This window comes from Flavobacterium sp. KKT103, assembly GCF_055640565.1.
In genome coordinates, this window is sequence record NZ_CM145766.1 from 2,813,895 (window position 1) to 2,834,837 (window position 20,943).

General features: G+C 33.3%; 19 protein-coding genes. 14 read left to right on the plus strand and 5 right to left on the minus strand.

Features of this window, described 5'->3' with window-relative positions; genetic code table 11:
- Nucleotides 1-33 precede the first annotated feature (33 nt).
- Genes ACZ2G0_RS12055 through ACZ2G0_RS12065 form a run of 3 tightly spaced genes read left to right on the plus strand, consistent with a single transcriptional unit; the run spans nucleotide 34 to nucleotide 3,514 of the window.
- Nucleotides 34-903 carry a bestrophin family protein gene (locus ACZ2G0_RS12055; protein ID WP_131910601.1) on the plus strand — a complete coding sequence of 290 codons (870 nt, stop codon included), beginning with the start codon at nucleotides 34-36 and terminating at the stop codon, nucleotides 901-903.
- Between the two features lie 10 nt (nucleotides 904-913).
- Nucleotides 914-1,381: an MgtC/SapB family protein gene (locus tag ACZ2G0_RS12060; RefSeq protein WP_086452997.1), complete on the plus strand. Its 468-nt coding sequence runs from the start codon at nucleotides 914-916 to the stop codon at nucleotides 1,379-1,381.
- A 36-nt stretch (nucleotides 1,382-1,417) separates the two neighbouring features.
- The gene (locus tag ACZ2G0_RS12065) at nucleotides 1,418-3,514 is read left to right on the plus strand and encodes a heavy metal translocating P-type ATPase (RefSeq protein ID WP_417982900.1); all 2,097 of its coding nucleotides are present in this window, start codon (nucleotides 1,418-1,420) and stop codon (nucleotides 3,512-3,514) included.
- Between the two features lie 237 nt (nucleotides 3,515-3,751).
- Here ACZ2G0_RS12065 and ACZ2G0_RS12070 read toward each other — a convergent pair whose 3' ends face one another.
- From ACZ2G0_RS12070 to ACZ2G0_RS12090, 5 genes are all read right to left on the minus strand, one after another.
- The gene (locus ACZ2G0_RS12070) at nucleotides 3,752-5,722 is read right to left on the minus strand and encodes a protein-disulfide reductase DsbD family protein (RefSeq protein ID WP_470307820.1); all 1,971 of its coding nucleotides are present in this window, start codon (nucleotides 5,720-5,722) and stop codon (nucleotides 3,752-3,754) included.
- Nucleotides 5,723-5,877: 155 nt separating this feature from the next.
- Nucleotides 5,878-6,684: a hypothetical protein gene (locus ACZ2G0_RS12075; RefSeq protein ID WP_113634451.1), complete on the minus strand. Its 807-nt coding sequence runs from the start codon at nucleotides 6,682-6,684 to the stop codon at nucleotides 5,878-5,880.
- A 2-nt stretch (nucleotides 6,685-6,686) separates the two neighbouring features.
- Nucleotides 6,687-7,214, minus strand: a complete 528-nt coding sequence (locus ACZ2G0_RS12080) for a heavy-metal-associated domain-containing protein (protein WP_225876014.1) — start codon at nucleotides 7,212-7,214, stop codon at nucleotides 6,687-6,689.
- A 1-nt stretch (nucleotide 7,215) separates the two neighbouring features.
- Nucleotides 7,216-7,704 (minus strand): TlpA family protein disulfide reductase, encoded by a 489-nt coding sequence (locus ACZ2G0_RS12085; protein WP_113634453.1) that lies wholly within the window; start codon nucleotides 7,702-7,704, stop codon nucleotides 7,216-7,218.
- Nucleotides 7,705-7,732: 28 nt separating this feature from the next.
- The gene (locus ACZ2G0_RS12090; protein WP_086452991.1) at nucleotides 7,733-8,095 is read right to left on the minus strand and encodes a heavy-metal-associated domain-containing protein; all 363 of its coding nucleotides are present in this window, start codon (nucleotides 8,093-8,095) and stop codon (nucleotides 7,733-7,735) included.
- Nucleotides 8,096-9,322: 1,227 nt separating this feature from the next.
- Between ACZ2G0_RS12090 and ACZ2G0_RS12095 the strand changes: the two genes are divergently transcribed.
- The 11 genes from ACZ2G0_RS12095 to ACZ2G0_RS12145 all read left to right on the plus strand — a co-directional run bounded on the left by ACZ2G0_RS12095 (nucleotide 9,323) and on the right by ACZ2G0_RS12145 (nucleotide 20,835).
- Nucleotides 9,323-9,691, plus strand: a complete 369-nt coding sequence (locus tag ACZ2G0_RS12095) for a hypothetical protein (protein ID WP_470307821.1) — start codon at nucleotides 9,323-9,325, stop codon at nucleotides 9,689-9,691.
- Nucleotides 9,692-9,844: 153 nt separating this feature from the next.
- The gene (locus tag ACZ2G0_RS12100; RefSeq protein WP_086452988.1) at nucleotides 9,845-10,690 is read left to right on the plus strand and encodes a DUF3347 domain-containing protein; all 846 of its coding nucleotides are present in this window, start codon (nucleotides 9,845-9,847) and stop codon (nucleotides 10,688-10,690) included.
- A 20-nt stretch (nucleotides 10,691-10,710) separates the two neighbouring features.
- The gene (locus ACZ2G0_RS12105; protein ID WP_086452987.1) at nucleotides 10,711-11,763 is read left to right on the plus strand and encodes a YncE family protein; all 1,053 of its coding nucleotides are present in this window, start codon (nucleotides 10,711-10,713) and stop codon (nucleotides 11,761-11,763) included.
- A 103-nt stretch (nucleotides 11,764-11,866) separates the two neighbouring features.
- A complete protein-coding gene (locus tag ACZ2G0_RS12110; protein WP_086452986.1) occupies nucleotides 11,867-12,493 on the plus strand; it encodes a heavy metal-binding domain-containing protein in 627 nt (208 codons plus the stop codon).
- Between the two features lie 190 nt (nucleotides 12,494-12,683).
- Nucleotides 12,684-13,418, plus strand: coding sequence for a DUF3347 domain-containing protein (locus tag ACZ2G0_RS12115; RefSeq protein ID WP_086453000.1), 735 nt, complete (start codon nucleotides 12,684-12,686; stop codon nucleotides 13,416-13,418).
- Between the two features lies 1 nt (nucleotide 13,419).
- Nucleotides 13,420-13,890 (plus strand): heme-binding domain-containing protein, encoded by a 471-nt coding sequence (locus ACZ2G0_RS12120; protein ID WP_131910596.1) that lies wholly within the window; start codon nucleotides 13,420-13,422, stop codon nucleotides 13,888-13,890.
- A gap of 5 nt (nucleotides 13,891-13,895) precedes the next feature.
- Nucleotides 13,896-15,194, plus strand: coding sequence for an efflux RND transporter permease subunit (locus ACZ2G0_RS12125; RefSeq protein WP_131910595.1), 1,299 nt, complete (start codon nucleotides 13,896-13,898; stop codon nucleotides 15,192-15,194).
- Nucleotides 15,191-17,128, plus strand: coding sequence for an efflux RND transporter permease subunit (locus ACZ2G0_RS12130; RefSeq protein ID WP_131910594.1), 1,938 nt, complete (start codon nucleotides 15,191-15,193; stop codon nucleotides 17,126-17,128). Before ACZ2G0_RS12125 ends, ACZ2G0_RS12130 begins: the two co-directional genes overlap by 4 nt.
- On the plus strand, nucleotides 17,115-18,368 hold the full coding sequence (locus tag ACZ2G0_RS12135) for a TolC family protein (protein ID WP_470307822.1): 1,254 nt from the start codon (nucleotides 17,115-17,117) through the stop codon (nucleotides 18,366-18,368). The genes ACZ2G0_RS12130 and ACZ2G0_RS12135 overlap by 14 nt, the downstream gene beginning before the upstream one ends.
- Nucleotides 18,369-18,370: 2 nt before the next feature.
- Nucleotides 18,371-19,618 (plus strand): heavy metal-binding domain-containing protein, encoded by a 1,248-nt coding sequence (locus ACZ2G0_RS12140; protein ID WP_099715375.1) that lies wholly within the window; start codon nucleotides 18,371-18,373, stop codon nucleotides 19,616-19,618.
- Between the two features lie 2 nt (nucleotides 19,619-19,620).
- Nucleotides 19,621-20,835 carry an efflux RND transporter periplasmic adaptor subunit gene (locus ACZ2G0_RS12145; protein WP_099715374.1) on the plus strand — a complete coding sequence of 405 codons (1,215 nt, stop codon included), beginning with the start codon at nucleotides 19,621-19,623 and terminating at the stop codon, nucleotides 20,833-20,835.
- Nucleotides 20,836-20,943 lie beyond the last annotated feature (108 nt).

The following is a 20,943-nucleotide window of genomic DNA, read 5'->3' on the forward strand; positions in this document are numbered from 1 at the left end:
TGGATTTTGTCTAAATAATTAAAAAATTAATTTATGCTATTAAATAAAAGAATATCAATATTCACATTTTTGAAACAAATAAAATTTGACATAACTGCCATTCTAATCTATGCTATAGTAGTAGGAATTGCTGACCAGTACGGTTTTCTGTCAAAAATAGAAATACCAATTGCTATGAGTGCCATAATCGGAACTGCATTATCATTATTACTGGCTTTTAGAACAGCCCAAGCTTATGAAAGATGGTGGGAAGCAAGAATAATTTGGGGTGCAATAGTAAACGATTCAAGAACTTTAATACGTCAAGTAAAGCAATTTTTACCAGAAAAAGACACTAAAATTGTGCAGGATTTTGCGTACCGTCAAATAATTTGGTGTTATGTTTTAGGAGAATCGTTGCGAAAATTATCGTATTCAAAAAAAGTATACGACTATGTTAAAGAACATAAATTATCAAAAAACAACATCCCAAATGCAATAATTAATCAACATAGTGAAGCACTATCTAAACTAGAAATTAGCGATTTCAAGCAAATACAGATTGACAGTACTTTAAGTCGCTTGTGCGACTCTATGGGAAAATGCGAACGTATTAAAAACACCGTTTTTCCAAAATCATACAGCTTATTGGTACATTTTTTTATTTATGTTTTTGCCACGCTTTTACCATTTGGGTTAGATGATAAATATGTTTTAGTAGAAATATTTTTAACAGCTTTGATACCTATAATATTTATAGCCATAGAACGAACGGCAATTATATTACAAGATCCGTTCGAAAATGTAACAACCGACATTCCAATGACAAGTCTTGCAATAACAATAGAAATAAATATTAAAGAATTGATAGGCGATACAGATTTACCAATTGTAGAAAAGCCAAAATCGTTTTATATAATGTAATATATAAATTATGGATATAAATGCAGAATTAATTATTGTTTCCAAACTGATTGTCTCCTTTTTATTAGGAGGATTTATTGGTTTAGATAGAGAAAAACACTGTCAAGATGCAGGAATAAGAACGTATGCAGCCGTATGTATTGGCGCAACTTTGTTTACAGCTATTACAGCCCATTTGGTAAATAACCCAGCGGATACTTCAAGAGTAATTGCAAATATTGTAACAGGCGTTGGTTTTCTAGGTGCTGGAATTATTTATCGCAATTCTACTGCAGGAACATCACACGGATTAACAACAGCAGCAACCGTATGGTGTACATCAGCAGTTGGTGTTGCGGTAGGATTAGATATGTTTATTATAGCTATAATAGGTGCTTGCGCATTGTATTTTCTACTTTCATTACACCATCAAAAATGGTATATAAAATGGAAGCAAAATATGATAATAAAACACGGTAAGGAAAACGAAAATGATTAAATAAAATATTCTTAATTAATTTAAAATGATTAAAAAATGAAAAATACAGATCCAAAACACAAGCACACTTATGATGCTCAAGGTAAAATGACTTGCTGTTCACAAGAAGAAAAAATAAATAAAATGGCAGATAAGCAGGTAAAAAAGAAAACTAAAAAAGAAAGCTGTTGTAGCAACGAACACGATGATACAAAGGCTAAAAAAATAGTAAAGGACCAGCACAATCACGATGAGCATTCGGATGATGACGGACACGACCATTCAGGCGGTAATCAAACGACGTTTCAAATGTTCTTGCCAGCAGTTATAAGTTTTGTGCTATTACTCATTGCTATTGGTTTTGATAATTATTTTCCACAAACTTGGTTCACTGGCTGGGTCCGTATTTCTTGGTATGTAGTAGCTTATGCTCCTGTTGGTTTTCCGGTAATAAAAGAAGCTTTTGAAAGCATACGTAAAGGCGAAATCTTTTCAGAATTCCTATTAATGAGTATTGCTACAATCGGAGCATTCGCTATTGGTGAATATCCCGAAGGTGTTGCCGTAATGCTATTTTATGCCGTTGGCGAAGTATTTCAAACACTGGCAGTTCAAAGAGCAAAAAACAACATCAAATTATTGTTGGATCAAAGACCAGATACCGCTACAGTTATCAAAGAGGGCAATACTATTGATAAAAAAGCAGCTGAAATTGTCATTGGAGAAATAATCCAATTACGCCCAGGAGAAAAATTAGCACTCGACGGAAAATTACTTTCAGATAATGCTTCCTTAAACACAGCAGCATTAACAGGAGAAAGCAAACCAGATACAAAACAAAAAGGAGAAACCGTTCTTGCAGGAATGATTAACCTGAATACAGTTGTTCAAGTCGAAGTGACAACGGCTTACACCGATAGTAAGTTGTCAAAAATCCTTGAGATGGTGCAAGATGCCACGGCTAAAAAAGCACCTACCGAACTATTTATTCGAAAATTTGCTAAAATATACACCCCAATAGTTGTGTTTTTGGCAATCTGTATTTGTTTAGTTCCAATGGTATTCATCGAAAATTATATCTTCAACGATTGGTTGTACCGAGCTTTAGTTTTCTTGGTAATTTCCTGTCCGTGTGCGTTAGTAATTTCTATTCCTTTGGGATATTTTGGAGGTATTGGTGCAGCAAGTAAAAATGGAATTTTAGTAAAAGGCTCGAATTTTCTAGATATAATGGCATCTATTCAAACAGTAGTTATGGACAAAACCGGAACGCTGACCAAAGGCGTTTTTAAAGTTCAAAAAGTGGTAGCCGTTGATATTCCTGAAGCTGATTTAATAAAATTCACAGCAGCATTAGAAACCAAATCCACACATCCGGTAGGAACTGCTATCATTGAATATGCCAAAGGTTCAGAAAAAGAGGTAACCGTTACCGATGTCGAAGAAATTGCAGGACACGGATTGAAAGGTAATGTAGAAGGAAAAGAAATATTGGCAGGAAATGTAAAATTAATGAAGAAATTCAATATCAGTTACGATGCTGAAATCGACAACACACCATTTACAATAATAGTTATTGCCATCAATCAAAAATATGCAGGATACTTTCTAATTGCTGACGAAATAAAAGAAGATGCAAAAACAGCTATCGAAAGTTTGCATAAAATAAACATCAAAACCGTAATGCTTTCGGGAGATAAACAAGCCGTTGCAGATGCTGTTGCAAAAGAATTAAATATCGATCAAGCCTATGGCGATTTGTTACCTGAAAACAAAGTAGAAAAAGTAGAGGAACTTAAATCACAAAACCTAAAAATTGCTTTTGTGGGTGATGGTGTAAACGATGCACCAGTAGTTGCCCTTGCCGATGCCGGAATTGCAATGGGTGGTTTAGGAAGCGATGCCACTATTGAAACTGCAGATATTGTTATTCAAAATGACCAGCCTACAAAAATTTTTACAGCTATAAATATTGGTAAAAAAACAAAACAAATAGTGTATCAGAACATTGGATTAGCATTCGCTGTAAAAGCAGTTGTTTTGGTTCTTGGTGCAGGAGGTTTAGCTACAATGTGGGAAGCCGTTTTTGCAGATGTTGGTGTGGCTTTATTAGCTATTTTGAATGCAGTTAGAATACAGCGAATGAAGTTTTAAATCTGATATTAATAAGAAGCGTCCATTAATAGGGACGCTCTTTAAAATATTTATGATTTTTTTGGAGGTGCTTTTCCTCCTGCACAACAAGAACCATCTACACTACAAGATTTTTTCTCATTAGAGACTAGAACCATTACCCAATAAAATCAAAGTATTTTAAAAGTTATTATTTTTAACCCTAAAAATATTGCGTTATAAAAAAAGCTGTCCAAATCATTTTTAGACAGCTTTTTTCTATTTTTGAAACTGTTTAATGCCATATTTCAGCCATTGTTCATATTCAGTAATGTCTGGCATATATCCAACTGGTTGGTTTAAACTTTTCTCTTTTGTATCCAATATGATATAATACGGCTGAGCGTTTGCCTTATAACGAGTGATTTGGAAATCACTCCATTTGTTTCCTATTGATTTTATCTTTTTGCCAGTTTCTTTAGAGACATATTGTTCCTCGATAGGCAATTCTCTTTTGTCATCAACATATAGTGAAATAAGAACTACTTCATTATTTAAAATAGATAAAATGCGAGGATCCGACCAAACATAATCTTCCATTTTTCGGCAATTTACACAAGCAAATCCTGTAAAATCCAAGAGAATAGGTTTGTTTACACTTTTGGCATAAGCCAATCCTTTTTCATAATCGGTAAAAGCCATAATATCATGTGGTCCTTTATGTGCTCCGTCTGGTAATACTATTGCTGATGTAGATTCTCTGTTTGAGCCGCCTACACCGTATGGAGATTCACTATAGGTCATAGGTGGAGGAAAGCCACTTATTAATTTTAATGGAGCACCCCATAAACCCGGAATAAGATATATTGCAAATACCAATACCACTAGTCCAACAGATAATCTTCCTACTGAAATTGAAGACGAAGGAGAATCATGTGGCAAGGTTATTTTTCCGAATAAGTAGAATGCCAAAGTTCCAAATATAGCAATCCAAATGGATAAAAATATTTCTCTTTCAAACCAGTGCAATTGCAATACTAAATCGGCATTAGACAAGAATTTAAATGCTAAAGCTAATTCTATAAAACCTAAAAATACTTTTACTGTATTTAACCATCCGCCAGATTTTGGTAATGTATTTAACCAACCTGGGAACATGGCAAATAACATAAAGGGTAATGCTAAAGCAAAAGAAAAACCTAACATCCCCACAATTGGTGCTATACCACCTTTGGAAGCTGCTTCGACTAATAATGTTCCGATAATTGGTCCTGTACAAGAAAAGGAAACTATTGCAAGAGCCAGCGCCATGAAAACGATTCCTAAGATTCCACCTTTATCTGCTTGACGGTCCACTTTATTTGCCCAGGAATTAGGTAACATAATTTCGAAAGCGCCTAAAAACGATAATGCAAATACAACCAATAACACAAAGAAAATAACATTGAACCATACATTGGTTGATAATGCATTTAGTGCATCGGCACCAAAAATTAAGGTAATTACAGTTCCTAGAAATACATAAATCAAGACGATTGAAATACCATAGATAATGGCATTTTTAATTCCTTTGGCTTTGTTTTTGCTTTGTTTTGTAAAGAAACTTACCGTCATGGGAATCATAGGAAATACGCAAGGAGTAAGCAAGGCTGCAAAACCAGATAAGAAAGCGATAAAGAAAATCATATATAAACTCGAATCAGATTCTTTCGATTCTGGTTGTTTTTCTATTGTGGAATTCGCATCAGTTTTAGTAGTTTTCTCATTTACAATATCCGCAGCTTGGATTTCTTTTGCTTCAAGCGTTTTAAGATTAAACTCAAAGTATTTTGTTTCGCTAATACAGTTTTCCTTGCAAACTTGGTAAGAAAGCTCCACTTGTATAATTTCCTTTTCTGGATTAATCTGTTTGATTAATTGGGTAAAAGTAACTTTATCGGAAAAGAAGATTTCATCGACACCAAAGATTTCATTGAATTCTCGTTTGGTTTCACTTTCGGTTGCTTTTCCAATAAATTCATAATTGCTTTTGTTATCATGAAAAATGAATTCGGCAGGAAGAGGACCATCTTCAGGTGTAAATTGAGAATATACGTGCCAACCTGCTTCGATATTACCATTAAAAGTAAGTACATATTCTGAGGTGGATTTCTTCTCGATTCTAGGTTCCCATTTCACAGGATTTATAATCTGTGCCTGGACTTTGACAAAAACAAAGCCCAAGAGTAATAAATAAAAGATTTTCTTCATTTTATAAGTTTAATCAGAACGATTTGTTCTGGTGATAATTTGATTTTACACGTGTCATTTCCCGATAAGCCATAGGAAGTGTTTCGATGGTCTTTTGCCATCGAAACACTTATTTTATGAACTTTAGATTTAAATTAAAATCTTGGCGAAGTAATTTATTTGGTCACATTAAAAAAAGTATATTCCAGTTTTAAGAAAACACCATCAGATGTGGCACGTTGCATCGAGCTATACAATTCTTTTTTGTATGCAAGGTCAATTCTCGCCTGACTGTTAATGATAAACTGAATCGAAGGAACTACATCCAGATATGATTTTCCGTTTTCGGTTATCGTTTGTCCAGTAAATTCCAGCATCGCATTGATGTTGGTTTGTTTAAAACTTGTATAATTTTTTGGATACATTAATTTCCCTACTGAGAACGTATAATTTACTGCGCTGTTACCCAAAAAATCCGGAAAGCTATAATCACTGTTATTAAGTGCCCGCGCGTAACTTACAGAAGAACTTATGGCAACTTTATGGATTAACTGAGTAGCTACCAGACCAGCTTCGTAACCAGAGTTTCCTCCCATTAAGTCTATAGCTTCCTGATTAATAAAAGAGTTATTATAACTGTATCGTCCAAAGGCAGCCATCCTAAAATGACTTTGTAAATCATCTACGGAAAAAAATCGGTATTTAGCATAAAAACCGCCACCTTTAAGTCCCAATCCATTTTCTTGGTTACTAAGAAAAGCTGAGGTACGAACCATGATATTTTTATTTATTCCCCAAGTAACTTCGGGCGTTAAATTATACATAGACCCACTTTCCAGTTGATTTTTCATAAGAGATTGACCAACCCGAACCCCAATAGAACCCGCCGGAACATTACTAGCGGGTTCGGTTACTACAAATAATTCCTGTGCATCTATTTTGAATGAAACAAGTAATAAGAAAACAATTGATAGATATTTCATTTTTATAAGGCTTTTAAATAATAATCATTTTCATTTTCCGTGGCATAACCAGGATATTTTGAATATGATTTAATTAGTTTTTTATACTCTTTTTGGGTTACAAAACCTTTATCCAAAACTCTGAATTTTGCTTCTGTATCAGCTACTGCGTTTTTAGTATCTATAAAAGTATACGTAACATCATCGATTTTTACTGTTGCATTATCTTCAATTTTTGGAGTATCAAACTTTGCGGTCAAGACCATAGAACCTACAAAAAAACCAGCTTTCTCAACCGCATTTTTCAACACTTTAGGTTGTAATGTATTGTTTTTCTTAAAGTAAACAGTAAAGGTATTGGTGTTTAAATCGGTACCAATACTATCAACTTGAGTTAAGGATTTTAACTGTTTGTTTATAGCATTAGAACACATAGAGCAAGTTAATCCTGTTGCCATTATTTCGGCTTTAGTGATTTGAGAATATGATTTTACACCAGTTAATAATACTAAAAGTGTAGCGGCTACGAATTTTATATGTAATGTTTTCATTTTATTTTTTGTTTTTTTTGATTTGAGCAATTATTTGTGCTTCGGTTGGGTTTATGGCAATCAGTTTTCCTGATGCATCAAAAAGATAGGTTTCAGGCAGTGCTTCAACTCCAAAAGCCACAGCCGTTTTGGCATCAAAACCTTTCGGGTCGATTAATTGCTGGTGTTTCATTTTGTCTTTTTCAATGGCTTTTAACCATTTTGATTTATCGATATCAATTGAAATTCCAACAATTTCAAAATTCTGACCTTTGTATTGGTCATACATTTTTACCAATTTTTTGTTAGCCATTCGGCAAGGTGCGCACCATGATGCCCAAAAATCTACCAAAACTGTTTTTCCTTTAAAAGTATTTAGTTTAACTGTAGCGTTCTTATTGTTTTGAAGCTGAACATCTGGAAAAGAATCTCCTATTTTTATTTGTGCACTTGCTATAGAAACAGTTGCTATCAGGGAGAGTAATGTGATTATATTTTTTATTTTGAACATGAAATTTAATTTAAATGATTGATTATGATTACTCCGCTTTTTTAGGACTTGCTTCTCTATCATATTGGCAACATCCATGCAATTCATCGTAAACAGCATTTGGGGCACTAAATTTTTCATTGTCATATCCAGCATCTGCAACACGTTTTAGTATGGCATCAAGATTGGTTTTCTTAGTATCGTAGGTAACTGTAGCGGTTTTGGTGTTCGTGTCCCAATTTACTTTGGCAACTTTATCAATGTTTGCAGCCGTTTCAATAGTTTTTTTGCACATGCCACAATTACCATTGATTTTTACGGTTTCAGTTGTTTTGTTTTTTATTTGCGCGCTGGCGAAAGTGACTGATAGCAATAGAGTCATTGCCATCAATAATTTTTTTATTGAGTTCATTGTTTTTATAATTTTGAATGAATTAATCCTAGAGCATGACAGAAACCATAGTATTTAGAGCTATGAATAGCGTTGATTGGATTAATATTTAATGATTTTTTAAGCCATAAAACAGGCTTTGGATTAGACAGATTTGTAACTGTCAGGAAATGAATCTAGCTTATTTTAGGTGGAAGCCAGATAGAACGGAAATCTGAAGAAATAAAGATTTCTGAATAATAGTAATTTTGTTTCCTTTCTGAAAAACTAAAAAGAGAATTATTTTCTGTTTGGAAAGAAAGTATCGAGGAATAACCGCAGTAAGCAGTTGGGCAACCACAAGAATTACCTACACAGCTATTATCGCAATTGTGTTCTTTCTTATTAGAATCTTTTTTCTTGCAACAGTCTTTTACTGTAAATTCTTTTTTACAACATGGCATTTCTTTTTTTGTCCCATGCGCATAAGTAAGCGTTGGTCCCAAAAGAAAACCAAGCATAACGAGTAGCAATATGTAGAACTTTTTTGTCATACTGGGCACAAATCTACAATTTTATTAGCTGACTCGAATGTTAATTTTTTTGTAAATGTTCTATTATAATTGATTCTTCAATTATGTTTAGTGACACCCCGCTGAAATAAAAACAGTTTAATTAATTGATAATCAGTATTTTTGTTTTTAGGACTAAAAGATCGTTTTTAATTTACTGAACACTTGTAACATGTAGATTAGTAATTTTTACAAATTAAAAGAAATATAATTGTTGATTATGAAACCAGTTAATTGATAACGTATCCCAACTGAAGAACTGGAAATTCATCGCTTTTATTCCACAAACGGAAAGAATTGATAAAATTATCGATGGATTTGAATAGTCATATATCTTCCATGAAATTACATTAAAAGCTAGTGAATTCAAATTTCTAACTTTAGATTATGATGAGAAAACTCAAAATTTCGATATAATAGTTTTCCTGAAAAACTAAAATTTATATCAACTGGCTCAAATACCAGATAATAATGAGGAATTAATCCATTTATATGATTTAAATTTTTACATAGATGAGATTAACACTCATAACAAAGATTTAAGTAGTTTAGTCTTCATCTATTTGCTTCCCTAATAATACTTTTAATGAGAATATAAATCAAAACAAAATAGTAGTGATGAAATTTTTTTAACAAGTCTTTATTGAAAATTAAGATTATTTCTCTAACTTTGTCCAATATTAGATTTTCTATACAAATGAAAAAGTTTCACATTTTATTAATCGTTGTACTTGGCTTCTTCTTGATACCAATGGTAACTTTTGCGTGTGGAAACAATTCAGAAAAACAATCTTGCAAAAAAGAAATCTCTTCTAAAACAGATAAAAAAGATTGTTGCGAAGGTGATAATCATTCGAAGAATAAAAATCATAAAGGTTGTGGAGGAAAATGCAGCCATTCTAAATGTGGTTGTGCTTCTTCTTGCAACACATCTGTTTCTATTAATGAATTGAACTTTAATAAAAATATTTTTAATTTCTTTTCAGAAAAACAAAATTTTTACAATTACGAAACCTCCATTTCTTCTGGTTTCAATTCTTTATGGCTTATACCAAAAATAGGCTAAATTTTAAATTTGATAGCCATAATTGTGTCAAATCAAAAGCAATTATTGCTTTAAATCATTTACTTTCTCAGTTAATTTCATTTTCAAAAGGCTGGCTTTGTTGTGCTGTCATTTTGTTCTTGTTTAACTAATTCAATTTAAAATTATTTTACAATGAAATCACTAAAAAAAATAGTGATGGCAATAACTCTATTGCTATCATTCACAGTGTCTAATGCGCAAATCAAAAACGCTAAAACTGAAACCGTAAAAATATTCGGGAATTGTGGAATGTGCGAAACCACCATAGAAAAAGCAGGAAGTCTCAAGAAAATTGCGAATGTTGATTGGAATAAAGACACCAAAATGGCTACGCTTACTTATGATGCTAAAAAAACCAATCAAGATGAAATCTTAAAACGTATTGCACTTGCGGGTTATGATAGCGAAAAATTCCTTGCTCCAGATGCTGCATATTCAAAACTTCCGGGATGTTGTCAATACGATCGTGAAGCAAAAGTTGCAGTAAAAACGGAAACAAAATCCGAAGAAACTAAAATGGAAATGAACGACCATTCTACAATGACTGAAAACCAAGGAACAGACCAACTAAAACCAGTTTTCGATAATTATTTTTCATTGAAAGATGCCTTGGTAAAAACAGATAGTAAAATGGCTTCTGCAAAGTCAAAAGATTTATTAACCGCAATCACTGTCGTAAAAATGGAAACATTGAAAATGGATGTACATATGACTTGGATGAAAGTTTATAAAGATTTAACTGCTGATGCAAAAAATATTTCTGAAACACAGGATATCAAAAAGCAAAGAGAACTTTTCAAATCATTATCTAAAAATACGTATGAGTTGATAAAAGTTTCAAAATTTACTGAACCGGTTTATTATCAATATTGCCCGATGCAAGATGCCAATTGGTTAAGTAAAGAAAATACAATTAAAAATCCTTACTACGGATCACAAATGTTGAGTTGTGGTAAAACAGTAGAAACAATAAAATAATAAAATTAAAACTTTAAAAAATGAAGAATATATCTTTTACCGCATCAATAATTGGAGCAATACTTTTATCATCTTGTAATAAAGATGATAATATGGATATGACAAATGCAGCATTAAACGTTAATTATCCAGCAGCGTATGTTGTCAATGGTGAAGATGCAACAATTTCAGTAATCAAATTATCAACTAATGAAGTTACAGGAACTATTCCATTGATGGGAACCGATACAGATATGATAATGTGGCCACACCATATTTCTTCACATTCAAATCATCTTGCAATTGGAGTTCCGGGAATGGATTTAAGCGCAGGACACGCAGTGACAGGAACTATGTCGGGTAAACTTGTTGTTATTGATGCAACAACTGGTTCAATTGTTAAAAAAATGGGTTTACCTGTAATGAACCACAATACTATTTATTCTCCAAATGGTACAGAAATTTGGGTGCCTCAAATGGATATGAACGGAAAAGTATTGGTGTATGACGCTACAACTTATGCGTTGAAAAGTACAATTACTGTAGGTATGATGCCTGCAGAATTAACTTTCTCTTCGGACGGGACAAAAGCCTATGTTGCTAATGGCGATGATGATAACGTTTCAGTAATCAATGTAGCATCAAAATCAGTAGTTGCAACGGTTACAGTTGGTAACAATCCTGTTGGAGCTTGGACTGGTACAGATGGTAAAATGTATGTTGATAACGAAGACGGACAATCTATTTCTGTTATAAATGTAGCTACAAATGCCGTTGACCAAACTATTATTTTAGGATTTATGCCCGGAATTGCCTCACACAACGGAACAAAAAGCGAATTATGGGTTTCAGATCCAATGAATGGAAAAGTACATTATTGGACTTGGGATGCTGGTATGATGATGTGGATCCACGGTGGCGCTTTTAATACGGGTGCTGGTGCTCACGCAATTTCTTTCACTATGGACGGAAACACTGCCTATGTAACCAACCAAACAGCAAATACAGTTTCTGTTGTAAATGTTACCAATCATACCGTTACTAAAACAATCAATGTTGGTAAAAAACCAAATGGGGTTGTAATAAAAATGTAAACTATTAATTTCTAAAATATCAAATGTAAATTTGATAAACGATTAAAATGGCTTGCAATTGATCAGTGTTAATATTATAAACAATTAATTAAAACTGTAAAAAATGAAAAATCTAATTATCGTACTAAGCGTATTCTTAGCAGTTAGCACAGTAGCATCAGCTCAAGAAGCTACAAAATCTTCGCAAAAGGAAGCTCAAAAAACAACTTATACTTGCCCAATGCATCCAGAAGAAGTGAGTTTAATAGAAGGAAAATGTAGCAAATGTGGAATGACAATGGTAAAAACCACTGAAAAAATAGATACTCACGCTACAAAAGGCAGTCAACCTAAAACTAAAATTGTAACAAAATATGTTTGTCCAATGGACGGCTCAACTTCTGATACCGAAGGGAAATGTTCTAAATGTGGAACTAGGATGGTAAAAATTACCGAAAAGATAGATACTCACGCTACAAAAGGCAGTCAACCTAAAACTAAAATTGTAACAAAATATGTTTGTCCAATGGACGGCTCAACTTCTGATACCGAAGGGAAATGTTCTAAATGTGGAACTGGAATGGTAAAAATTACCGAAAAGATAGATACTCACGCTACAAAAGGCAGTCAACCTAAAACTAAAATTGTAACAAAATATGTTTGTCCAATGGATGGCTCAACTTCTGACAAACCGGGGGAATGTCCTAAATGTGGAATGGAAATGACTAAAACGGAGGGTAAGAAAAAATAATCCAGTCGCATAAATTTTAAATTTCCTTTTAGTTTAATTCAATGCACATGATACCAATAATAAGGATGCAATGATTTTAATGACCCTATAAAACGAAAAAATTAATTTCTATATAAAAATGGGTTTTCAAAAAAATATTCATCAAAAAATGTTGCAAATACCAACAATATCAATTAAAAAAAATAATAAAATGAAAAATCTAATCCTTTCAGCCATAGCGATGGCATTTGTACTAGTTTCTTGTAATCAAAAAAATAAAGAAGCTGCAACAACTAATTCGGAAACAACAGAGAGTACCTCGCAATTATACGCGTGTCCTATGCACCCAGAGGTTACAGGAAAAAAAGGTGAAAAATGTTCAAAATGTGGAATGGAATTAACCGAACCAGTTGTACAAAATGAAGCAGCTCATGATCATACTGATGGTAGTCATAGTCATAATGATACAACAACAGTTGAAGTTAATACTGAAGCTACATCGGTTACCCAAACAACATTTTCAACAAGCGAAATAATCTCTGGCTATTTAAAACTCAAAAACGCACTCACAAAAGACGATACAAAAGGAGCAGCCAATGCGGGTAAAGCATTATATGCAACTTTCAATAAAGTCAATACCAATGCAATAGATCCAAAATTGAAAACAGAATATATTGATATTTCTGATGATGCTAAAGAACAGGCAGAACACATTGGTGATAATGGTGGGAAAATTGACCACCAAAGAGAACATTTTGCGATGTTGAGTAAAGATGTGAATGATTTGATAAAAATATTTGGAGCAAAACAAAAACTATATCAAGATTTTTGTCCTATGTATAATGAAGGAAAAGGGGCTATTTGGATAAGTGAAAGCAAAGAAATAAAAAATCCATACTACGGTTCGAAAATGCTTACTTGTGGTTCTATGAAAAAACAATTATAAAATGAAAAAAATCATCAAGAAAATACTCATAATCGGGTTTGTTATTTTTTTGTTGATGCAGTTATATCAACCTGCTCGTAATGAAAGTTATGAGCAGGAATTAACTGCAAATTTCACAAAAATGTACGATGTTCCTAAAAATGTTGAAACTATTTTACGGACATCTTGCTACGATTGTCACAGTAACAATACTAATTATCCATTATATTCTTACATTCAGCCAGCACGGTTTTTTATGGAGGAACACATTAAAGATGGTAAGAAGGATTTGAACTTTAATGAGTTTGGAAAGTACTCCAAGCGAAAACAAGAAAACAAATTAGAAGCTATCATCAAACAAATAAAGTCTGATGAAATGCCCTTAGCGTCTTACACGTTACTTCATAAAAATGCAATAGTAACACCTGCTCAAAAAGAGGAAGTAATCAATTGGATAAATAAAATAAAAGATAGTCTTTCATTAGAAAACTAAATGTCATGGTAGAAAAATTAATATCATTCTCGTTAAAGAATAGATTTGTTGTCCTTCTCGTTTCGGCCTGCTTATTAGCTTGGGGTATTTATAGCGTACAACAAAACCCCATAGATGCCATTCCGGATTTGTCCGAGAATCAAGTTATTGTATTTACAGAATGGATGGGAAGAAGTCCACAGGTTATAGAAGCTCAAATAACGTACCCTTTGGTTTCAAACCTGCAAGGAATACCAAAAGTTAAAAATATCCGCGGTGCATCTATGTTTGGGATGAGTTTCGTATATATCATCTTTGAAGATAATGTAGATGTGTATTGGGCAAGAACTCGAGTGTTGGAACGGTTGAATTATGCCCAACGATTATTGCCTCAAAATGTAGTGCCCACATTAGGACCAGATGGTACTGGAGTTGGCCATGTTTTTTGGTATCATTTAAAGGCTAACGGTATGGACTTGGGAGAACAAAGAGCTTTACAAGATTGGTACGTGAAATTTGCATTACAAACGGTTCCCGGCGTGGCTGAAGTAGCATCATTTGGGGGTTTTGAAAAACAGTACCAATTAGTGTTAGATCCCTTGAAAATGCAGTACTACAATGTGAGTATGATGGAAGTGATGAATGCAGTCAAAGCAAATAACAATGATGTTGGTGGTCGAAAATTTGAGATGAGTAATATGTCTTACATAGTAAGAGGTTTAGGGTACATAAAAAACATAAAAGATGTAGAAGACATTGCCATTAAAAATTATAATTCAGTTCCAGTAAAGGTAAAAGACATTGGTTCGATACAAATGGGTGGAGATTTACGTTTGGGAATTTTTGACGAAAATGGAACAGGTGAAGTTGTAGGAGGAATTATAGTCATGCGTTATGGTGAAAATGCAGATAAAGTTATAAAGGCAGTTAAATTAAAAATGAAAGAAGTTGAAAAAGGATTGCCTGAAGGCGTTACTTTTAAAACGTCATATGACCGAAGTGAATTAATAGAAAAAGCAATCGCATCTGTTAAAGGTACTTTAATAGAAGAAATGATTGTTGTTTCAATTGTTATACTACTTTTTCTTTTTCATTGGCGAAGTGCTTTAATTATCTTAATACAATTACCTATATCTGTGGCTATTGGCTTTATTTTGCTTGAAGCCTTTGGGATATCATCTAATATTATGTCATTAACTGGAATTGCATTAGCTATAGGTGTTGTCGTCGATGACGGAATTGTAATGGTGGAAAATGCGTATAGGACAATTTCGGAGAAACAGGAAGAGATGGAGAGTAATCAAAATAATTCAGAAATAAAATGAAAGATAAAATAAAAAATATATTCAAAAAAGAACATGACCCCTTATCTTCTGAAGAAAAGTTACAGCTTATAGAAAAGTCTTCAAAATTAGTTGGTCCAGGTGTCTTTTATTCAACACTCATTGTGATAGCTTCCTTTTTACCTGTATTTCTTCTCACGGGTATGGAAGGTAAATTATTCAGCCCATTGGCTTGGACAAAATCGTTTATACTTATAGTAGATGCTTTTTTAGCCATTACCCTTACTCCTGTTCTAATTAGTTTTCTGCTCAAAGGCAAACTTCGTCCAGAAAACAAAAATCCAATTAACAAAAAACTGGAAAGCATCTATACTCCTATTTTAATTTTTTGTTTAAAATGGAGGAAAACAGTATTAGGCATTAATATAATTGCGCTCCTGATTGGTGTTTTAATGTTTACCCGTTTAGGCACAGAATTTATGCCACCTTTAGACGAAGGTTCCGTACTTTTTATGCCTGTAACATTGCCAGACGTATCCAATTCTGAGGTGAAAAGAATTTTACAAGTGCAAGACAAATTGATAAAATCGATACCCGAAGTGGCTCATGTTTTAGGAAAAGCCGGACGTGCTAATACAGCAACCGACAATAGTCCAATAAGCATGATTGAAACGATTGTTTTACTAAAACCCCAAAACGAATGGAGAGAAGACAAAACGAAAGCCGATATTGTTAATGAAATAAATAATAAACTTCAAATTCCAGGAGTTACGAATGGTTTTACACAGCCCATCATTAATAGGATTAACATGCTTTCTACTGGTATTAGAACCGATGTAGGAATAAAGATTTACGGAGCAAGCTTAGACACTATCAATGTTTTATCTCAAAAAATAAAAAAAGCCCTTGAAGGTACTTCTGGCGTAAAAGATTTATATGCGGAACCGATTACTGGCGGAAAGTACATCGATATCGAGGCAAAAAGAGAGGCCATTGGCAGATACGGACTTACAATAGATGATATAAACAATGTGGTAGAAGCGTCTATTGGTGGAATGAAACTTACTACAACCATTGAGGGAAGGCAACGATTTTCTGTAAATGCAAGATATGCTCAAGAATACAGAAATAGTATTGAGGCCTTGAAAAAACTCCAAGTTCAAACAATGGAGTTTGGTCCTATTCCATTAGAAGCCGTTGCCGATGTAAAAATAAGCGATGGTCCTCCAATGATAAATAGCGAAAATGCAATGCTACGAGGCAGTGTCCTGTTTAATGTGCGAGAGCGTGATCTAGGAAGTACGGTAAAAGAAGCGCAAAAAAAATTGAATGCAATGATCACTAAAATGCCAAAAGGCTATTATGTGGAGTGGAGCGGACAATGGGAAAACCAAATCAGAGCCAATAAAACATTAAGCATGATTTTACCTATAGTTGTCATCATTATTTTCCTCATTCTGTACTTCACCTATCATTCTATGAAAGAAGCACTGATTACAATGATAACCGTACCGTTTGCTTTGATTGGAGGAATTTTTATGGTCTATTTTTATGGAATAAATTTATCCGTAGCCGTTGCAGTTGGTTTTATAGCATTGTTTGGAATGGCAATCGAAACCGCTATGTTAATGACTATTTATTTGAATGAAGCGATGAACAAAATGGTAGAAAAACACGGGAACAGTGCAGCAACAATCACAGAAGCAATTTTGAAACAGTACATTATTGACGGTTCTGCCAAAAGATTAAGACCAAAATTGATGACCGTTTCCGTTTCCCTATTTGGATTAATCCCTATCCTTTGGGCAACAGGAACTGGAGCCGATGTGATGTTGCCAATTACGGTTCCACTCATTGGGGGTACAATTACCTCAACAATTTATGTATTATTAGTAACTCCTATAGTTTTTGAGATGGTAAAACTTCGAGAATTAAAAACAAAAGGCAAAATAGAACTTATAGATGTTAAAGAATAACTGTTATATCGCAATAAGCTGTTTGATTTTAAGTACTGCTAATATGGCGGCGCAAACACTTTCGTTGGATGCTGTTTTGACGAATATCAAAACAAATAATCCACAACTAAAAATGTATGATGCTGATATTCAAAGTATGGATGCAGCAGCAAAAGGAGCAAAAAGTTGGATGCCTCCGCAAGTGGAAACGGGTTTTTTTATGACGCCTTACAATAGTAAATTATGGAAAGCCGATGAAATGGGGCCTGGTATGGGATCTTACATGGTTGGTGTTACACAAATGATACCGAATGCTAGAAAACTTAAGTCTGATTTCAATTACATGAATGCAATGTCATCTGTTGAAAAAGAGAATAAAGGTTATACAATTAATCAATTAAAGGCACTGGCAAAAACGAATTATTACCAATGGCTGGTATTAAATAAAAAAATAAAAATTGCGGATGATAATTTATTGCTCTTAGACTATATGATAAAAAGTATGGAAATACGCTATCAGTATAATATGGATAAATTGCCAACCTATTACAAAGCAAAATCGCAATACGGTGCATTACAAAGTATGATTGTAATGTTACAAAACGATATTTCCCAGAAGCGAATTATGCTAAATACCTTGATGGCTAGAGATAAAAACACTTTGTTTGAAATAGATGAAACCTATAAATTAAATGATTTTGATACCATAAAAGCAGATACAACCTCACTTTCCCAAAACCGAAGTGATGTTAAAGCTATTGAAAAAACAATGGTATTAAATCAATTAAAAATTGAAACCGAAAAAGCAAAATTATTACCAGAATTTGGTGTCAAATATGACCATATGTTTGCCTTTGGAGAACAGCCAAAACAATTCTCTTTAATGGGAATGATTACTATTCCCATGCCTTGGTCAACAAAAATGAATAAAGCCAATATCAACAGTTTTAAAATCAAGAATGAAGGTCTCAACTGGCAAAAGCAAATGATTTTGAATGAAGCAGCAGGAATGATTTCGGGTATGAATACAGAATTGATAAACCTAAAAAAACAATATGATATTGCTGAAAAAAATATCATTCCTGCCTTAAAACGAAACTATGATACTGCAATATTGGCTTGGCAGAATAATACGGGAGATTTATTTGTAGTATTGGATGCTTGGGAAGCGTTAAATATGGCACAAATTGATGCTGTGGATAAATTGCAAAATATTTTAAGCACACAAGTAGAAATCGAAAAACAACTAGAAATCAAATAATTATGAATAAATATTTAAAATATAGTTTGGTTTTAATCGTAATTTCTAGTATAGGATTTGCTATCTATTTCTTTCCAATAAAATCAGACAATCACTTGGAGAATTTACATCAAAAAGAAGTATACACCTGTTCTATGCATCCCCAAATTATTCGCGACAAACCTGGCAATTGTCCTATTTGCGGAATGACTTTGATAAAAAAAATAACAGAAAGCCAAGCTGAGGAAGACAATTCTATTGATAATCTTTTGAAACCTACTGATAATTTTATCGTCGGGAATTATCAAACTACAACAGCTAAAGACACGACATTAAGCAGTGAGGTAGACTTACCTGGAATAGTGTCTTATGATCCAAATTCATCAGTAAATATTGCTGCTCGAATAAGTGGAAGAATAGAAAAAATGTATGTCAATTATAAGTACCAAAAAGTAGCTAAAGGACAGAAATTATTTGATTTATACAGCCCTGAATTATTGACAGAACAGCAAAATTTTATTTATTTAGTTTCCAATGATTCCGATAATACCTCAATTATTAAAGCCTCAAAGCAAAAATTATTGCTTTATGGAATGACTAAAAATCAGATAAATTCATTGTCTTCCTCCAAAAAAGTAAATCCTCAAGTTTCAATTTACAGTCCAGCTTCTGGAATTATTCAAGGAACAGAAAAAATGGATAATACAAGCAATTCGACGATGCAAAGTACAAGTAATAATACAGAAATATTAAATATAAAGGAAGGTAACTACATAAAAAAGGGAGAAGTCGTTTTTAAATTAGTAAATACAGATAAAGTATGGGGTATCTTTAATGTTAGTCAAGGGTACAATAGTCTAATCAAAACCAATCAAGCTATCAAAATTGCTACAGAATTAGACAAAAATGAATTCATGGATGCAAAAATAAATTTTATTGAAACTCAATTTAATCCAGCAGATAAATCCAATAGAATTAGGGTATACCTAAACAACATTAAACTAAAATTCCCAATAGGTCTGCGATTACAAGGAATTGTGAAAACAAATTCAGTACAAGGGGTTTGGCTGCAAAAACAAGCATTAGTGAGTATTGGCAACAAGAGAATAGTTTTTATAAAAAAGAATAATGGCTTTAAAGCAACTGCAATAAAAGCAGGAATTGAAATAGATGATTTTATTCAAATTATCAGTGGAATTTCCGTTGAGGATACTATTGCTAAAAATGCACAATATTTAATTGATAGCGAAAGCTTTATTAAAACCGAATAATTATGAAAACGATAAATATAATAGGAATTCTATCAATACTACTTACTGTATGTATAGCTTGTAATACTAAAAACAAAGAAGACCATAGCGCACATAAAAGTAAAGAAACTGTTTTTTACACTTGTTCTATGGATCCTCAAGTAAAGGAGGATAAGCCTGGGAAATGTCCCATTTGCCACATGGAGTTAACTCCAATAAAAAGTGACGACACAGCTGCAAACGAGATAAGCTTGAGTAAACAGCAGCTCCAATTGGGGAACATCATCACGCAAACTGTCGCAACAACTCAAAGCAGTTTAGAACAAAATTATACAGGGGTTTTAACAATTAATCAAGAAAAAATTAACACCATTTCTGCTAGAGCAATGGGGCGAATTGAAAAGTTATACTTCAAAACGGTCGGAGATTATGTTGCTAAAAACGAACCAGTATATCAATTGTATAGTGAAGATATTGCCATAGCCAAACAAGATTACTTCACAGCATACAAACAACTTACCATGCCAGGTGATTTTGGAAAAAATGCACGTACGATGCTCATTGCTGCCAAACAAAAACTATTATTCTTTGGTTTATCCAATGCCCAAATTGAAACTATAAAATCGAGTAAAGAGATTTCTCCGTACACTATTTTCTATAGTAATAGCAGTGGAACTATCTCGGAGATAATAGCAACAGAAGGCAGTTATGCAATGGAGGGTACTGGTATAATTAAATTGGCAAATTTAAATAGTCTTTGGCTCGAAACACAGGTGAATATAAATTATGCAAAAAGCATGCACCTTGGACAAAACGCCAAAGTTTCATTTACTGATTATCCTGATAAAACTATAATCGCAAAAATTTCATTTATAAATCCTGAAATAAATCCAGACACCAGACTGCTTTTAATTCGAATGGAAGTGCCCAATCAAAACTTGCTGTTGAAACCCGGAATGCAGGCAATTGCAAGATTGACACAATCCAATATAAAAGGAGTATTCATACCTACTGATGCTGTCATCAGGGAAGAAAATGCTTCTTACATCTGGATTGAAAAAAGACCAGGAGTATTTGAAAGCATAATGGTGGAAACAGGAGTAGAAACCAATGGGATGATTGAAATTAAATCAGAAATGGATCCATCTAAAAAAGTAGTCATTACTGGAGCGTATGCCATAAATAGCGAATATAAATTCCGAAAAGGAAATGATCCTATGGAGGGAATGAAAATGTAGTGTTTAGCAAGAAATGACACATACCTATAGTATTATTGAGACGGCACGTGTTCAAAAATAATATTATATTCGATCTGCGTGCTTTGCAAAAATCATAGCCAAAGGTTG

Coding starts and splice junctions, on each gene's coding strand:
- ACZ2G0_RS12055 (WP_131910601.1), top strand. CDS start 34: ATGCTATTAAATAAAAGAATATCAATATTCACATTTTTGAAACAAATA.
- ACZ2G0_RS12145 (WP_099715374.1), top strand. CDS start 19,621: ATGAAAACGATAAATATAATAGGAATTCTATCAATACTACTTACTGTA.
- ACZ2G0_RS12115 (WP_086453000.1), top strand. CDS start 12,684: ATGAAAAATCTAATCCTTTCAGCCATAGCGATGGCATTTGTACTAGTT.
- ACZ2G0_RS12125 (WP_131910595.1), top strand. CDS start 13,896: ATGGTAGAAAAATTAATATCATTCTCGTTAAAGAATAGATTTGTTGTC.
- ACZ2G0_RS12135 (WP_470307822.1), top strand. CDS start 17,115: ATGTTAAAGAATAACTGTTATATCGCAATAAGCTGTTTGATTTTAAGT.
- ACZ2G0_RS12105 (WP_086452987.1), top strand. CDS start 10,711: ATGAAGAATATATCTTTTACCGCATCAATAATTGGAGCAATACTTTTA.
- ACZ2G0_RS12090 (WP_086452991.1), bottom strand. CDS start 8,095: ATGAACTCAATAAAAAAATTATTGATGGCAATGACTCTATTGCTATCA.
- ACZ2G0_RS12120 (WP_131910596.1), top strand. CDS start 13,420: ATGAAAAAAATCATCAAGAAAATACTCATAATCGGGTTTGTTATTTTT.
- ACZ2G0_RS12085 (WP_113634453.1), bottom strand. CDS start 7,704: ATGTTCAAAATAAAAAATATAATCACATTACTCTCCCTGATAGCAACT.
- ACZ2G0_RS12130 (WP_131910594.1), top strand. CDS start 15,191: ATGAAAGATAAAATAAAAAATATATTCAAAAAAGAACATGACCCCTTA.
- ACZ2G0_RS12065 (WP_417982900.1), top strand. CDS start 1,418: ATGAAAAATACAGATCCAAAACACAAGCACACTTATGATGCTCAAGGT.
- ACZ2G0_RS12110 (WP_086452986.1), top strand. CDS start 11,867: ATGAAAAATCTAATTATCGTACTAAGCGTATTCTTAGCAGTTAGCACA.
- ACZ2G0_RS12060 (WP_086452997.1), top strand. CDS start 914: ATGGATATAAATGCAGAATTAATTATTGTTTCCAAACTGATTGTCTCC.
- ACZ2G0_RS12075 (WP_113634451.1), bottom strand. CDS start 6,684: ATGAAATATCTATCAATTGTTTTCTTATTACTTGTTTCATTCAAAATA.
- ACZ2G0_RS12080 (WP_225876014.1), bottom strand. CDS start 7,214: ATGAAAACATTACATATAAAATTCGTAGCCGCTACACTTTTAGTATTA.
- ACZ2G0_RS12095 (WP_470307821.1), top strand. CDS start 9,323: ATGAAAAAGTTTCACATTTTATTAATCGTTGTACTTGGCTTCTTCTTG.
- ACZ2G0_RS12070 (WP_470307820.1), bottom strand. CDS start 5,722: ATGAAGAAAATCTTTTATTTATTACTCTTGGGCTTTGTTTTTGTCAAA.
- ACZ2G0_RS12100 (WP_086452988.1), top strand. CDS start 9,845: ATGAAATCACTAAAAAAAATAGTGATGGCAATAACTCTATTGCTATCA.
- ACZ2G0_RS12140 (WP_099715375.1), top strand. CDS start 18,371: ATGAATAAATATTTAAAATATAGTTTGGTTTTAATCGTAATTTCTAGT.